13 protein-coding genes and 1 pseudogene are annotated in these 15,224 nt (G+C 41.6%); 9 read left to right on the top strand and 5 right to left on the bottom strand.

Features of this window, described 5'->3' with window-relative positions:
- Positions 1–12 precede the first annotated feature (12 nt).
- The 6 genes from C5Z25_RS06765 to C5Z25_RS06740 all read left to right on the top strand — a co-directional run bounded on the left by C5Z25_RS06765 (position 13) and on the right by C5Z25_RS06740 (position 5,514).
- Positions 13–801, top strand: coding sequence for a PTS mannose/fructose/sorbose/N-acetylgalactosamine transporter subunit IIC (locus C5Z25_RS06765; protein WP_105451942.1), 789 nt, complete (start codon positions 13–15; stop codon positions 799–801).
- Positions 794–1,591 carry a PTS system mannose/fructose/sorbose family transporter subunit IID gene (locus C5Z25_RS06760; RefSeq protein ID WP_105451941.1) on the top strand — a complete coding sequence of 266 codons (798 nt, stop codon included), beginning with the start codon at positions 794–796 and terminating at the stop codon, positions 1,589–1,591. The genes C5Z25_RS06765 and C5Z25_RS06760 overlap by 8 nt, the downstream gene beginning before the upstream one ends.
- Positions 1,592–1,610: 19 nt before the next feature.
- Entirely contained in the window at positions 1,611–2,090 is a 480-nt protein-coding gene (locus tag C5Z25_RS06755; RefSeq protein WP_105451940.1) for a PTS sugar transporter subunit IIB, read from the top strand.
- A 100-nt stretch (positions 2,091–2,190) separates the two neighbouring features.
- Positions 2,191–3,339, top strand: a complete 1,149-nt coding sequence (locus C5Z25_RS06750) for a glycoside hydrolase family 88 protein (RefSeq protein WP_105451939.1) — start codon at positions 2,191–2,193, stop codon at positions 3,337–3,339.
- Between the two features lie 13 nt (positions 3,340–3,352).
- On the top strand, positions 3,353–5,119 hold the full coding sequence (locus C5Z25_RS06745; protein WP_105451938.1) for a glycoside hydrolase family 35 protein: 1,767 nt from the start codon (positions 3,353–3,355) through the stop codon (positions 5,117–5,119).
- Positions 5,107–5,514: a PTS sugar transporter subunit IIA gene (locus C5Z25_RS06740; protein WP_105451937.1), complete on the top strand. Its 408-nt coding sequence runs from the start codon at positions 5,107–5,109 to the stop codon at positions 5,512–5,514. Before C5Z25_RS06745 ends, C5Z25_RS06740 begins: the two co-directional genes overlap by 13 nt.
- Before the next feature lie 87 nt (positions 5,515–5,601).
- Here the strand turns inward: C5Z25_RS06740 and C5Z25_RS12795 are convergent.
- From C5Z25_RS12795 to C5Z25_RS06720, 5 genes and pseudogenes are all read right to left on the bottom strand, one after another.
- Positions 5,602–5,831: pseudogene (locus C5Z25_RS12795) on the bottom strand (IS30 family transposase); the annotation flags it as partial.
- Positions 5,832–6,170: 339 nt separating this feature from the next.
- Positions 6,171–7,163: a LacI family DNA-binding transcriptional regulator gene (locus C5Z25_RS06735; RefSeq protein ID WP_105451936.1), complete on the bottom strand. Its 993-nt coding sequence runs from the start codon at positions 7,161–7,163 to the stop codon at positions 6,171–6,173.
- A 178-nt stretch (positions 7,164–7,341) separates the two neighbouring features.
- Positions 7,342–8,475, bottom strand: coding sequence for a glycoside hydrolase family 88 protein (locus C5Z25_RS06730; RefSeq protein ID WP_105451935.1), 1,134 nt, complete (start codon positions 8,473–8,475; stop codon positions 7,342–7,344).
- 19 nt (positions 8,476–8,494) lie between these two features.
- Positions 8,495–10,351 (bottom strand): DUF2264 domain-containing protein, encoded by a 1,857-nt coding sequence (locus tag C5Z25_RS06725; protein ID WP_105451934.1) that lies wholly within the window; start codon positions 10,349–10,351, stop codon positions 8,495–8,497.
- Between the two features lie 43 nt (positions 10,352–10,394).
- A complete protein-coding gene (locus C5Z25_RS06720; RefSeq protein WP_105451933.1) occupies positions 10,395–11,681 on the bottom strand; it encodes an MFS transporter in 1,287 nt (428 codons plus the stop codon).
- Positions 11,682–12,657: 976 nt separating this feature from the next.
- Between C5Z25_RS06720 and C5Z25_RS06715 the strand changes: the two genes are divergently transcribed.
- From C5Z25_RS06715 to C5Z25_RS06705, 3 genes are all read left to right on the top strand, one after another.
- Entirely contained in the window at positions 12,658–13,488 is an 831-nt protein-coding gene (locus tag C5Z25_RS06715) for a hypothetical protein (protein WP_105451932.1), read from the top strand.
- A 74-nt stretch (positions 13,489–13,562) separates the two neighbouring features.
- Positions 13,563–14,582 (top strand): sugar kinase, encoded by a 1,020-nt coding sequence (locus C5Z25_RS06710; protein ID WP_105451931.1) that lies wholly within the window; start codon positions 13,563–13,565, stop codon positions 14,580–14,582.
- A gap of 78 nt (positions 14,583–14,660) precedes the next feature.
- Positions 14,661–15,116: a YueI family protein gene (locus C5Z25_RS06705; protein WP_105451930.1), complete on the top strand. Its 456-nt coding sequence runs from the start codon at positions 14,661–14,663 to the stop codon at positions 15,114–15,116.
- Positions 15,117–15,224 lie beyond the last annotated feature (108 nt).

Below are 15,224 nucleotides of genomic sequence, written 5' to 3'. Positions count from 1 at the left end.
GGATTTTGTAACATGACAATTCAATGGTGGCAAATATTATTAATTACGCTATATTCAGGTTTTGCAATTTATGATGGTAACAACACCACATTTGGAATGGTTAAGCCAACGATGGCTGGTTTCTTTGCCGGCTTAATCATGGGAGACGTACAAACTGGTCTGATTGTTGGTGGAACTTTGAACTTGTTAGTCCTCGGAGTTGGAAACTTTGGTGGTTCTTCGATGCCAGATTATATGACCGGGGCTTTGCTCGGAACAGCGTTTGCTGTTTTGAGCGGAAAAGGAGCTGAATTTGGGGCAACTCTAGCTGTTCCAATTGGTCTATTGATGATTCAGTTAGATGTCTTGGCCCGTTTCTGCAACACGTTCTTACAACACCATGCTGAAAAATTGGTTAGTGAAAGTAAGCTGAAGTCTGCGACATATATGAACCTGTATGGGATTATTCCAACGTCACTCTCGCGGATGTTACCTGTTTTCTTAGCATTAGTTTTCGGCTCACAATTCGTTCAAGATGTTGTCAATAACCTACCAATGTGGTTAATGAATGGTTTGAAAACGGCCGGTGGTATCTTGCCAGCCTTAGGAATTGCTATCTTGCTACGCTACTTACCATTAAAGAAAAATTTTGCTTTTCTATTAGTTGGTTTTTTCCTAGCGGCCTTTTTGAAGGTCCCCGTTATCGGAGCTGCAATGATCGGTTTAGCCATGGCATTAATTGCGTTTGGTATGGACAATCAAAAATCAGCACAACCAACTGCTGCCGACACTGATGATGAAGGAGATATGGAAGATGAGTAATAAAGTTGAATTAAGCAAAACGAATAAAAAGACTTTTTGGCGCTGGTATTTCTTCGGCCAAGCCGGTTGGAACTACGAAAAAATGCAAGGCTTAGGCTATTATTACAGTGTTTATCCGCTGATAAAACAAATTTATGGTAAAACCGATATTGCTGCCGAAGCTGCCATTAATGAATTACAATTCTTCAATACGAATAACTCGATGGCACCAATCATCTTAGGTGTCGACAGTGCGATCCAAGAAAAACAAGGGATTGCCGCTAAAGATACAGTTGCCGGTCTAAAAACTGGGATGATGGGACCATTCGCCGGGATTGGTGATACGTTGTTTGCGGTTATTCCAAACACGATCATTGGCTCGATTGCCTCATACATGGCTTTGAAGGGTAATCCAGTTGGGTTAATTCTATGGATTGCTTACGGGTTCTTGCGTCTTGGAATTATGCGTAGCTTCTTCGGCATGGGTTATCGTGAAGGGATCAAGTTGATTGATTCTCTTGGTAATCGACTCAAGAAGATTACGAGCGCAGCCAATATTCTTGGTTTGACCGTTATTGGGGCATTGATTCCATCCGTCATCACTGCGGTCTTTGCTTACAAGTACAAACAGGGTGGCGTTAAGATTTCATTACAGGATATGGCGGATCAAATTATGCCAGGTCTTGCTCCTGCGTTAGTTGTTTTGCTGGCTTACTGGTTATTAGGTCGTAAGAAGATGAATTCAACTCGAGTTACCTTGATCTTGATCGTAGTCGGAGTTTTAGCTTATAACTTGAAGATTTTTGCTTAAAGAGTAAGGAGCGCTAAACATGCAAGGATTTGTAAATATTAGAATTGATGATCGTTTGATTCACGGTCAAGTTGCTACGCGTTGGGCCACTGGTTTACGGGTCAACCGCATCATGGTAATCGATGATGAAGTTGCTAACGATAGCATTCAAAAGAGTATCTTACGGATGGCAGCCCCTAGTGGCATTAGTACTTCAATTATTACCGAAGAAAAGGCAATTACGAATATTCAAGCCGATAAATATGTAAAACAACGGGTGTTACTAGTCGTTCGACGGCCCAGTGTTTTATTGGATTTAGTGAATGCTGGCTTAGATATTACCAAAATTAACGTTGGTAATATGTCTAATCGTGAAGGTACGGTGCAGGTCAAAAAGTCAGTCAGTCTCTTACCTGAAGAACGGGCTGATTTAGAAGCCTTGATTGCTAAAGGTGTTGACGTGACGGCGCAAATGGTACCGGATGATGCGGAAGTTGAAATGAGCAAGTTTTTGAAATAGTCCGTTAGAGATAAATGGTGGAGCCTGCAATTCGCTGACAGCGTCATTTCAGTGAGATCGCGGGCTTTTAGTTTAAAGTGAACGTGAGGAGTGGTGGAAGATGTTAAAAGCCCAAGCGACTGCACAGTTAACAAAATTAGCAGCACCGGTAGATGACCAATGGGTAACAGATCGATTGATGGCTTGTGTTGAAAAAGTGCGCGCCCAAATGCCTAGGTTTAGTGGTCACTTTCCATCAGCTTGCACGACAGAGATGCAGTATCGGATTAAAGGTAATGATGACTGGACCAATGGGTTTTGGACGGCCATGTTATGGATGAGCTATCAAGTTACTGGTGATGAACAGTATCGTCAGGTTGCCAGCGATCAGTTAGTCAGTTTTCAGCAACGATTGGATGATCATTTTGTTTTGGATCATCACGATATTGGTTTTTTGTATTCATTATCAGCGGTAGCGGGGTATCAGGTCACTGGTCAATATCAAGACATGATTATGCAAGCGGCGGATGTGCTTTTAAGCCGGTTCCAAAGTAAGGGACATTTTATTCAGGCTTGGGGTCAAGTTGGTGATCCTAAAGAGTATCGATTGATCATTGATTCTTTACTAAACTTACCGTTATTATTTGCCGCCACGAGGCTTTCTGGTGATGAACGATACGCGGCGGCCGGACAAGCCCATTACCAACAAGTCATTCAGCATATTGTGCGGCCGGATTACTCGACTTACCATACGTTTTACTTTGATCCTAAAACGGGTGCGCCATTAAAAGGTGCGACTTATCAAGGCTATTCGGATGATTCCTGTTGGGCTCGCGGTCAAGCTTGGATCTTGCTAGGGTTACCGTTGTATAAAAGTTGTTTTCCAACAGCGGATGATCGGCAGCTTTACGACCGGCTACTCACATATTACTTGGAGCATTCAGCGACCGATCAGGTACCTTATTGGGACTTGATTTTTGATGAAACCAGTCATGAACCGAAAGATAGCTCAGCAGCAGCGATTGTCGCTTGTGGGTTGATTGAAGCCCAGCGACAAAGCTATGTGTTACACGGTCAACGTGATGCGAAAGGAATTTTAAGTGCACTCGATGCTTATCGTACTCAACCGGGTCAAGCCGGTTTGTTACAACATGGGGTGTATGCTTATGCACAAGGCAAAGGAATTGATGAAGCCAATTTATGGGGTGACTACTTCTATATGGAAGCCTTGATGCGCCTACATGATCCGGCTTGGCAAACATATTGGTGAGAAGTGATAAATTATGGAAAAATTTGAAGTTAAATCACAATTTTATTTAAATAACCAACCGTTTAAGATTCATGCGGGGGCAGTTCATTATTTTCGCTTGGCACCAAGTGAGTGGGAGCCTACCTTACGCGCCTTGAAGTTGTCCGGGCTGAATACGGTCGAGACGTACATTCCTTGGAATATCCATGAATCAGTGGAAGGTCAATTTAACTTTGCTGGTCAAGCAGATGTCCGGGAGTTTGTCTTATTGGCGCAAAAGTTAGACTTATACGTCATTTTAAGACCGAGTCCGTATATTTGTGCGGAATGGGAATTTGGTGGTTTTCCAGCCTGGTTATTACGTTATTCAGATATGCTGGTTCGTTCGAATACGCCTAGATTTATGAGTAAGGTCAAAGCGTATTATGCCGAATTATTTAAGGTCTTGGTCCCCTTACAAATTACTCATGGTGGGCCAGTCTTAATGATGCAAGTTGAAAATGAATATGGATCGTTTGGTAATGATAAGGCCTATTTACGTGCAATCAAGCAGATCATGATCGATGACGGTGTTGATGTTCCCTTATTTACCGCGGATGGTAGCTGGCAACAAGCCCTGGCTGCAGGGAGCTTGATTGATGATGATGTGCTCGTCACGGCTAATTTTGGATCCCATTCATCAGAAAATTTAGTTGAATTACGGCAATTTATGAAAGCACATGGTAAACAGTGGCCCCTTATGTGTATGGAATTTTGGGATGGCTGGTTTAATCGTTGGCAGGAAAAAATCATTAAACGTGATGTTTCAAGTTTTAAGACTGATTTACAAGAGCTAGTTGATGCTGGTGCTAGTTTCAATTTATATATGTTTCGTGGCGGAACTAACTTTGGATTTTACAATGGGAGTTCTTCCCGGCAAGTGATTGATTATCCACAAGTGACTTCGTATGACTATGACGCAATTTTGCATGAAAATGGTCAACCTAATGTCAAATTTACTGAATTACAGGCGGTCTTAAAGGTGCCATCTGTTGTACCAAACATGCCGACTACTAAGACTTACCCAGCGGTTAAAGCAATGGTGCAAGTGCGGTTAATTGACGTCTTAGACGAGCTCGGGCAAGTCGCTGATTCAGTCATACCCCTGCCGATGGAACAGGGTAGTGGCTATGGTTATCAATTTTATCAAACGACGGTTGCGGGTCAAAATCAGCCTGAAAAACTTAAATTAGTCGATGCTGCTGATCGTGCTGATATTTATGTCAATCAAAAATTGGTGGCAACCCAATATCAATCAACCTTAGGTGATGAACTAGAAGTACTGATTACGTTGCAAACTCAGTTACAGATTCTGGTTGAAAATACTGGTCGCGTTAATTATGGGCAACGGTTATTATCGCCGACGCAGTCTAAGGGGATTCGAACTGGGGTCGTCATTGATCGACATTTACATTTTGGTTGGCGACAATGGTTTATTGATTTTAGCCGTTTATCTCAAGTAGACTGGCAAACGAGCACTACTGTTCAATATGGGCCAACGTTGACGAGGTTTAACTTTGACTGCTCGGAGCTACATGGAACCTACCTTGATTGCTCTCATTTTGGTAAAGGTGTTGCGATTTTGAACGGTCATAATTTAGGACGGTATTGGCAAGCCGGTCCGATGCAAACTTTGTATATTCCGAAAGATTTTTTAAAGTCCTGTCAGAATGAATTGGTGGTTTTTGAGACAACTGAAAAAGCAATTACCCAATTACAATTTAGTGATCAAGCAAAGGAGGCAGACGAATGCGAAAATTAATATTAGTAAGTCATGGTGATTTGGCACAGAGTTATTTGAATAGCTTGGATATGATCGCCGGTGGGCATGAAAATGTTGCTGCAGTAATTTTTGATGGCGAAATCAGTAAGGATGAATTAGGTCAGCGGATAGATATTGAATGTTCAACAACGAGTGAAACCGTGATCGTTGTGGATCTACCGGGTGGAACTCCTTGCAATGTTTGTTTGGAACAATACGCAGATAATGAGCAAGTTAGTATTCTAGCCAGCCTTAATTTACCAATGATTCTAGACTTATATTTAAACTTAAGCAACGATGCATATCAGCCGATAGCAGCTTTACTAGTTGGTCAGGATAATCTGTTTGATGTTGTAACGCAGTTAGAAACAACTGATAACGACAATGATGAATAGCAGTGTTACAAGAGATTGGGCAATGAGCACAATCTCTTTTTCGTACAGGTTTAATAGCAGCACGAATAAAAGCTCTGCTGGCGTACAATATTCTCGAATTAAACCATTGGTATTTTCATTGGTTCCTCGTGGTTCTATTGAACATGGGTTTGACCAATAGATGGTGATGCCTAAATCATCTCGAATATTGTTTAATTGTAGGAACTCTGTACCTTGATCAGGGATAATAGAATTTGAAAGAACATTTCTAGCAAGGCATCGTTTACTGATTGGGTATCTTTTCGATCAGCTTTTGTTATAAGTGTGTGTCGTGTTAATTAATCTATCACAGTTACTGGCAATTCACAGCCAATTTTCTCAGATATGTCTAGGGTGTAAGACTGATAAAATTATCGGTCAAGACACCATCACATCCGATGTTATCAGTAACAACATATAGCTAAACACTGGTTTTAGATGGTTGGCCATTTGTTTTGACCCAATTTTTCATATTGACTGACGAAGCAATGAATTCGTACAAATCCATTTTTAGACATAGCTATTGTCAATATCACTATAATCGAGACGATTTTGGTGCTTTTAACCTTTGTGTATCATTAAAGAGCAAGGGTTGACAACGACATTGTAGCCAGCAATAGTCATCTTGAAGAACCATGTTATTTAACTAAATGAACAGAGTCACCGTGAATAACGTGACTAGGGACATAGACAGTTTGATTAGTGAGTGGTTGTTGTCCTTCAATACGGCTAACGAGACTATTACTAATCATTTCACTCCATAAATGCATACTAGGATCAGCTGTCGTTAACTTGGGCTGGAAAATGGCTAAGTTATGTTGGGTATTGTCAAAGCCGACAACACTAATATCTTGTCCAATGGTTAAACCAAGCGCTTTGGCTGCTTGATAGACACCATAAGCCATCATATCGTTCAAACAATAGAAGAAATTGTATTGGTGAGCTTGTAATAAACGCAGGGCGAGTTCACGAGCGGGTTCGCTACGGAAGTGAGCGTTAAAAGTATCTGAAGTTATATCATAGTGATGATGGCGCATAAAATAGTTATGATAGGTTTGCCAGCGGCGTTCAGAATTATAGGAATCGAGATCGTTTGTTAAAAAGCAGACTTTCGTATGGTCCGTATGCTCGTATAACTGGCTCAATTTGGCGGTAGATCGCTGATTGTCCGTGACGATGTTGACGACGTTGTCTAAAGTACTGTCACTAGCCATGAGGACAGTGGGCAGCTTGGAAGCAGTAACCATATTTTCCAGGTGTTGTTTTGAAGCTGGATAATTAAAGACAATTAGGCCATCAAATAAACTGGCATTTAGTAGGCGTTTACTATTATTAGCAATCATGACCAACGAGTAGCCACGCTTATGTAGTTCCTGATTAATGTCCTCCGCAATGGTGCTACTAAAGACGTTTTGAAAGTCATGAACTAGCATACCAATTAGCCTGGTATGTTGAGTACGTAAGCCCTGCGCAGCCATACTTGGTTGATAGTGATGTGAGGTTGCGATTTTGATGATGCGCTCACGTGTGGCGGCACTGACGTTTTTTTTGCCCTTAAGTGCGTTTGAAACGGTGGCCACTGACACATTCGCGAGGCGAGCAATCTCAGTAATATTCACCGGTTTACTCATGATCCGCCTCCATTCTTTTCTTTAAAGTCTAGATATGATTTTGGTTAAAGTCAAGATAAGCTGTGGATTCAGTCGTAACTTACAGAGACCGTCTGTGGTGCAAAGTTGGCATAGGGTAAACTAAAACCAGCGTCATAACATGGGAGGCACCACGTTATGACGCTAGTTTTGAAGTTAATTACCAAGGATTAAAGACGGTATCTTTATGAGCCAATTTCATGAGTGCTTCAACAAAGAAGTAATCAGCGTAGATGATTGGATATTCGTGGCGGTCTTCATGGTATTCAGCAGAGCAATGGGTAACGAAAGCATCATGGGTCGTGTCCCAATCAGCTCCAGTGTCAGTTAAGGTCTTAAGGATCCGTCCGGCAGCCTCACGATAGATTGCTTGGTCAGCTGGGTTGACTTGGTCTGCGAGTGTTAATAAGCCACTTGCAGCAATAGCTGCCGCTGAAGCGTCTTCCAACCAAGGCTCAGCTGGTTGACGAAAATCAATTGGGATTTTATTGCTTGCTGGAATATTAGCAATAAAGTAATTGGCAATTTGTTGCGCAGTTGCTAAGAAGGAACGGTCTTTTGTATGAATATAGCTGAGTGCAAAGCCGTAAATTCCCCAGGCTTGACCACGAGTCCAAGAAGAACCATGACCGTAGCCTTGACCACCTTGAGAATGTAAGTAATCTCCAGTTTCAGGATTAAAGACCGCAATATGTTTTACAGAGCCATCTGGCCGAATCATGTATTTCTGAGTGGTTAAAGCATGGGCATAGGCCATTTGTTTAAACCGGGGATCTTTTTCTGTGTCACTAGCCCAATAGAGTAAGGGAAGGTTCATCAGACAGTCAATAATAGCCAAGTCGGCACGATTACGACCATCTTCGTCATTCCAAGCTCTGAAATAGTGACCGGCTAAATTGAAGCGACCGGCCATATTGTTGGCAGCTAACAAAGCTCGATTGTGAGCGGTTTCATCTTGGTCGTCTTGAAAATGGGCAACAGCGGTCAATAACCATTTAAAGCCATTGTCGTGGTCTAAATGTACCGCTGACATTAAGTTGCCGTCTAGTTTATGCTCCACTTCGAGGGCTTGTTCACGGTAAATATGGTTACTGGTCAAATGGTACAGTTCCCACATAATGCCGCCCCAGAATCCGTTAGTCCACCAAAAAGGGTCTTGCTGATAAACGTTAATGAATTGGTGCTGGTCATCCGTGGTATAGGGAATAATACCGGTGTTTCGGTTAATAACGGCGGCCATTTTACTGGTCACTTTATGCAATGTTTGTTCTGCAAATACTTGATAATTTTCCATGTTAATTCCTCGCTAATTTTTAATTTGCTAGTTCGTTGAGGGTCACGTCTAAGTGTTGTGACCCGATGGTGATGTGTGCGAGTTGGCCGTCGAGATTAACGGTCATAGGTGGCACAGCGTCAGCTTGTTGATGAGCAGCCCCTAGACAAGCGGTGATCACCAGTTGTTTACCTGGGGTGACCGTCCCACTGATTAGTGGCAAAGCTGTCTTGGGGAAAAAGACATTCGTATTTGGTTCCGGTTCACTGATATTGGCTGTTAAGTTCGGCGTTAAACCGACAATGCCAGTTGCACCAACGGAACTATTGTAGATGGCCTGTTGGGGCTCGGTAGTTGTTAACGCAACGCCACCGTTGGGTGCACTGAAACTACCTTCCAATAAGTTCAAAGTGCGTGCTGTTTGAATCAGATGAATACGGATGTGCCAAGGATATACTGGCACAATAAAGTTATCGATCGTGACATCTGACCAAGGCTGCCATTGGGAATAAACGTAATCATCATGGATGGCAAACTTTTGATAGCCAAAGGCTGTCCGATAATCGGTTTCACTTTCACTAATGGCTAGGGTATTGTCGTAGGCACCCTGCTTAGGCAAGACGCTACCCTTCTTAACACTAAAGCCAAAAGTCGTGGAATAGACGTATTTTTCGTACTTATCTTCGCCATGAGCATGTTCGTGAGAATGTTGACCAGCTGTAAAGGCTTGGAGTTCCTGACCCTGATCAGCGTGAACAAGGAGCATGCGTGACGCTTGATTAACTGTTTGAACCGGAAAACTTGGTATTGTGGTTGGTAACTGCCAGAAGGAATCATCATCGGGTAAGGCTAAGACAATGAAATTTTTCAAAGCCCAATAAGGCGACCCCGGGGCATTGTAACCTTCAGCAAAGACTAAGTTGGGATAGCCGTAACCGATACTTAACAAGTTATCACTGGTGAAAATCGGCAAGCTAAACCACTGATGCATGTTTGCTCCGAGTAAATATTTGCCTTCAGCTTGAACCGTCGATGTGACAGGAAGCCTAGCAAAGGCGCTGGCAGCCCAAAAAGCCGATTGTGCAAAGCGGTAAGTTTGACTGCGGCCGAATGGCAGGGCCGTCCCGTTTTTAACAAACCAATTCTTAAATGTTTTAGAAAATAGTTGCGCACGCTGAGCAAATTTAGCCACATGTGATTCAGTTTTGTCCGTGGCTAGGATGCTGTACAAGATACCGTAGTATTGCATGGCAAATGGAATATAGTAGTCGATTTGATTGCGGTAGCCGTCAAAATACCAACCATCTTCAAGGTAATAACTATCGAGAGCTGTTAGGTCCTGATCAATTTGGTCAGTCACATCAGTTAACTGTGCTTTTTCGAAAAAGGTATTAACCAAAACCCGAAAAAAGAGCCAATTCGTTTGTGGAATCTTGCGGTGGTTGATTTGATCCAACCAGTGATAAATATTTTGTTGTTCTGTAGGGGTCAATCGATCATAGAAGAACGGCTTTGTTAAGATGAGCATGGTGGCTAATGAACCCATTTCGACAAAGAGTTGGTCATAATCGGTCAGGTCTCCCCAATAGAATTGTGATTTTGGGTCACAACCAGCAACAATACCTTGGGTTGCTGGCGTAAAGTATTGGCGATATTGCTCAGCACGTTCAGCAGTGCTACAGAGCGGGCCAATACCCCAAAGTGTGCGTAAAAAACCTTCGATTTCGCGGCGCTGTTCATCGTAAACTGAGCCAGAATCACTGATATGAACGCGACCGAGCTTTTTTTCATCCGCCATAAGTGCGTAGACCGGTTTGACCAAGGATAATAATGCTTGGACATAATCAGTTCGTGTCTTTAATGGGTTGTCTTTAAGTTGACTATTGAAATGGTTCATCGTTTAGCTCACTGTTCCTTTCATAATGACAGCTTATGATAACTTAACGAACACGACGGATAGCGGCAATTAAGATCCCACCGATGATCTCCATAATAACGGCAAAGATAAAGATGGCTTGGTAGCCGAAACTCCCGACGATGGCTGCGGCAACAATGGCACCAAGCATTTGGCCTAAAGTGTTCGCTAAATTAATCAGGCCCAAATCTTTACCGGCAGTATCGGAAGAAGGTAACACATCCATGTTTAAAGCACCATCGACAGAGTTATAAAGACCATTACCAAAAGCAGCAATTACGGCGTAAGCAAACATCGCCCAAGCGGCTTTAGCAAATAGTGGGAATAACGCAGCAATCCCTAACGCAAAGGTGGCAATGACGACGGGCATTTTAACTCGATTTAGTTTATCAGCTAATGGCCCACTAACGAGTGCAAAGAAGACCCCGATAAATAACATAATTGATGAGAAAATTGAAATTGAACGGCCGGCGTCACTAGTGCTTTGACCGATGTAATCAGTAAAAATATAGAGTTCAAAAGTCGTGACGATTGTTGAACCGACCACCATGAAGAATTTACCACTGAGTGCGAGATAGAAGTCACGGGCATCTTCAGTTGGGAAAAAGAAGTACTTTTTCAAAGTTTCTTTGTTTAACGGAATATGGTCTTCGACTAGGTTGTCTTTTTCATTCATCAATAAAACATGAACAATTGAAAGAACGATGGAAGTAGCAGCCATGACGTAGATCCCCACTTTAACATTGCCTAAGAATTGAGCAGCAATCAAAGCGAAGCCTTGTTGTGCGATGGTAAATCCAACGCCATAGAAGGTCGACACGGTTCCGCGCCATTTTGGAGCAACTCGATCGGAAATTTGTGGGTACATCGCAGCCGCAATGGCATTTTCACCGGCTGCGGCAATAATCCAAATAAATATAATAGCTTTAATCGAAGAAATGTTGGCGATAACGGCTAAAAGTACCGCCATCACAACAGCACCTAAAACAATATAAGGTTTTCGTTTACCAAAACGGGTTCGGGTCACATCTGAAAGGGCCCCAAAGGCAAGATTAGTAATCGCACTAGTAATTGTGGCGACCGTGGCTAACAGGCCAACTGCCCAAACCTTATTAGCAGGATCAATTTGACTAAATAATTGCGGTAATAAAACGTTACGCGCCCCAACAACGGGGCCATACCAGCAAAGTGGTGCGAGGAACATTGCTGAGGAAACTAGCCAGGGTAATTTGGGTTGTTCTGAATCTTTAATTTTTGCGTTAGTTATTTTGCCGACGACACTTGAAGTCGGTTTTTGATTTTTATCGGCCATTGTTTTCGCTCCTAAATATGTTTGACTTGTTGAAAAAAACTGATCATTGCGATGTAACTCTAGAATTCGCGCGATAATTCTAGTAAGTCGTTAGTGTACCGAATGAGGCCGACTAAGTACGACTTGAAATTATTAAGTCCTTAATAATTGTTTTAGTTAAACGTTTAACTAAAAAACAACGATTTAAAACTAACACCATATGTAAGCGCTGTCAATTGTCTTCGTGTGAAAACCAATAAAATGATTTTGATGACCATATAGAAAGTTTATAGTGTGAGTTAAGAGCGAAAGACCAGCAATCACGGCAATTATTAGCCTAAATGTGTTAATAATTAATGGTTTGTTCGGTCACTAAATTCAGTTGAAAAATTTGGGGCTACTTGTCTGATTGATTGTGGATACACTTTTTATGGTCTGAGATACATACCGGTATAGATCTTAAAAGTGGTGAACGGATTAAAATACAACTGAGCAGAAAATTGAGTGAAATTCAATCTCTGAGTGCTAATTAGTTTCTTGATAGCGTTTAATCACAGCGATTTAAAGCTCTTTTCGTAGCTATTGCTAAATGGCTTGTGGATTATTTTAGTCAGTAGTGTCAGTTGACTAATGATACTCTATTAGCAGTTTTATTAGCTTTTGTGGAGCCATTATTAAAGCAACAATAGTCGCCATATCGGCAAGATACGATTAAAATCATCTGGACAATTGTCAGTTATTATGAGAACTAGCAACTAATCGAGGATGGCATTATTGTTGGTATGGAGATTTATTGTCGACCAAAAACTTATGAAGTGTCCTTGATTTACGACGATTATTTATTTGGCAAAGCCATATTACGATTGAAGAGGAATGTGTTGATTTTATGGTGATTTGGACAGTAATTTAGATGTACTGGGGTGTGAAATGAGTTTAAATCGGGTACACTGAAAGTTGGTCTGAAAAGATGGCCTAGATTGACTAAGGAGGAATTAGATTGAAAATTACAATTAAATTATTGGATCAAGCTGGACAGGTTAAACAAGGAGTCTTTTCATACGATAAGGTTAGCAAGCCGTATCAAGTGACTGGCACTGACTTAGCAGTTTTAGGACTTAAGAACATGGTTTGGCAGATGGGTGAAAAGATTCAGGTTGACTTGGATCAAGGTGGACAGTATATCTGGGTTCAATTGGATGAAACTCTAGCCCCAACCTTGATTTATTTGGCACAGCCAAGTTGGACGTACACAGTTGCGACTGATAAGCATCAAATTGATACCGCTTTCTCTTCTGAGCGGCACTATGTTATGGTTCGCAAAGCAACGACAGTTGAAATAACGGCTTATCGTAATTTAGCCCTCAACCCTCACGATCAAAAGGCTGATACTGGTGCTTACCCACATGCGGTGACGAATGTGACGGCTGAAACGAATCCGGCCTTTATTGCGCAAAATGCGATTGATGGAAAACTGGCGAATATTTCGCATGGCTCGTATCCTTACGGTTCATGGGGTATTCATCAACAGTCAGATGCAGCTTTAACAATTGAATTTGCACATCGTGTGACCGTTGATTGCGTTAAATTAATGCTACGTCATGATCATTTGGAATGGGATCATGATGGTTATTGGGATCAAGTGACGTTGGGATTTGATGATGGCACCACGATTGATTGTCCAACGACTGCGACCGCTGAGTTGCAAACGTTAAAGTTTCCAGCTCACGTGACGCAAAAAATAGTATTGAATAATTTGAAAAAAGCCAAAAATAGTGCTGAATTTACAGCACTCACTCAAATTGAAGTATACGGTTACAATAAGGCTTAACGCGCGTTTTAAAAAAGGCTATTATAGAAAATATCAGGAATATAATATTTAAAAATTAGATTGGGTGTGTCAAGATGAAAGTTTTAACTTTTGGCGAAATGATGTTACGACTAAAGCCAAGTGAGAGTAAACGAATTTTACAAAGTGACCGTTTTGAAGCTACTTATGGTGGTGCCGAAGCCAACGTGGCAGTTTCATTGTCATTGCAAGGCGATCAAGCTGCTTATGTCACTAAATTTCCAGAGAATCTATTAGGTGATTCAGCCCTAGGAACTTTGCGCAAATTTGGCGTTGATACTCATAAAGTTTTACGTGGAGGGCCACGATTAGGGATTTATTTCTTTGAAAAAGGTACCAGTGTTCGTGGGACTAACGTGGTTTATGATCGTGCTGAAAGTTCTTTTGCCACATCGAAGGCTGCTGACTTTGACTGGGAGAATCTGTTATCAGACATTGACTACTTCTACTTTTCAGGGATTACCGCAGCGATTTCAAATGAATTGCAATCGGCAATTTTGAAAGCGGTTAAATACTGTGCTAAACATCAAATTACGGTTATTTTTGATACCAACTATCGTGGTAAGATGTGGACCCCTGTTGAAGCACAAGCCTTTTCAGCTAAGGTTATGCCATACGTTAACGTTTGCCTTGCTAATGATGAAGATTTTGAATCAAGCTTAGGGATTAAAGCCTTTGATGGTAATATGGCTCATGGGATTGATCAAAAAGAAAGCTTCAAAGTCGGCATGAATGCCGTTACCGATAAGTATCCGAATGTGCATACGGTTGCCAGCATCTTACGGAATATTAACTCAGTTGAAGACAGTCTTTGGTCTGCTTTGACCTTACGTGATGGTCGGTTCTATGAAAGTCCCGTTTACCAGTTGCACGTGTATGAAGGTGTGGCTAGTGGTGATGCCTTTGGTGCGGGCTTATTGCATGGTTTTCTCCATGGTTTTGATGGTCAAAAACAAGTCAATTACGCCATTGCAGCTAGTGTCTTGAAGCTGACAGTTAGTGGTGACTTGAACTTAGTTAGTGAAGCTGAAATTAGTGGGTTGATGGATTCCGGTGCGTCGGCAATGAATCGTTAGGCTTAGCTCTAATTTCGTCAAAATTTAGTTGATTAGTTAACTTGAAAGATTGGATTTCTTGAGTAGGGGTGATTACCCATGGCTGACAATGATCAAGCGATGGATAAACGTTTGCAAAACGCATTATTTGGAACGCCGCTGTTACATCCGGATGAACAAAATCGTTGCTTAGGAACTTTTCAAGAACGGATTGATTTGAGAATAAGTTTCCGTCAAGCCTTGCAACGAGACTTTTCGACCGAGATTTTATCAGAATTACAAAGACGAGAGAACCTAGGTTTGTTGATACATGCTAAGTTGGATAGTGATATTTTAAGTCGCTATGTTAAATTAGCCCAATCAGTTAGCGTACCGTTTGCAATCAGAAATAGTCAATATTATCATCATGATTGGGACAATGCTGCTATTATTTTATGTTCAGATTGTGCCTTAAATGTTGTTAATGTTAATATTGATGAACGCTTTCCGGCGCCAACCTGTGAGGCGGAAAAAGTTAAATCAAGGCGATTACGATCTTGGCTTCGACATTTATGAGACATTAATGTAAGCGCTTTGCGATAGCGGGTAGTGGCAAATTTTAAGTTTTTTAATATTGATTTTACGTTTCTTGCTGGAAACCTTGTTGACGGTAATCATTTCGAT

Origin of the sequence: Lactobacillus sp. CBA3605, from assembly GCF_002970915.1 — a bacterium.
Lineage (GTDB): Bacteria > Bacillota > Bacilli > Lactobacillales > Lactobacillaceae > Lactiplantibacillus.
The sequence above is the reverse complement of the archived record's forward strand: the minus strand, read 5'-3'. Positions and strand labels throughout refer to the sequence as shown.

Bases quoted from the DNA above. Each gene is read 5' to 3' on its own strand.
- C5Z25_RS06765 (WP_105451942.1), top strand. From the start codon at position 13: ATGACAATTCAATGGTGGCAAATATTATTAATTACGCTATATTCAGGT.
- C5Z25_RS06760 (WP_105451941.1), top strand. From the start codon at position 794: ATGAGTAATAAAGTTGAATTAAGCAAAACGAATAAAAAGACTTTTTGG.
- C5Z25_RS06755 (WP_105451940.1), top strand. From the start codon at position 1,611: ATGCAAGGATTTGTAAATATTAGAATTGATGATCGTTTGATTCACGGT.
- C5Z25_RS06750 (WP_105451939.1), top strand. From the start codon at position 2,191: ATGTTAAAAGCCCAAGCGACTGCACAGTTAACAAAATTAGCAGCACCG.
- C5Z25_RS06745 (WP_105451938.1), top strand. From the start codon at position 3,353: ATGGAAAAATTTGAAGTTAAATCACAATTTTATTTAAATAACCAACCG.
- C5Z25_RS06740 (WP_105451937.1), top strand. From the start codon at position 5,107: ATGCGAAAATTAATATTAGTAAGTCATGGTGATTTGGCACAGAGTTAT.
- C5Z25_RS06735 (WP_105451936.1), bottom strand. From the start codon at position 7,163: ATGAGTAAACCGGTGAATATTACTGAGATTGCTCGCCTCGCGAATGTG.
- C5Z25_RS06730 (WP_105451935.1), bottom strand. From the start codon at position 8,475: ATGGAAAATTATCAAGTATTTGCAGAACAAACATTGCATAAAGTGACC.
- C5Z25_RS06725 (WP_105451934.1), bottom strand. From the start codon at position 10,351: ATGAACCATTTCAATAGTCAACTTAAAGACAACCCATTAAAGACACGA.
- C5Z25_RS06720 (WP_105451933.1), bottom strand. From the start codon at position 11,681: ATGGCCGATAAAAATCAAAAACCGACTTCAAGTGTCGTCGGCAAAATA.
- C5Z25_RS06710 (WP_105451931.1), top strand. From the start codon at position 13,563: ATGAAAGTTTTAACTTTTGGCGAAATGATGTTACGACTAAAGCCAAGT.
- C5Z25_RS06705 (WP_105451930.1), top strand. From the start codon at position 14,661: ATGGCTGACAATGATCAAGCGATGGATAAACGTTTGCAAAACGCATTA.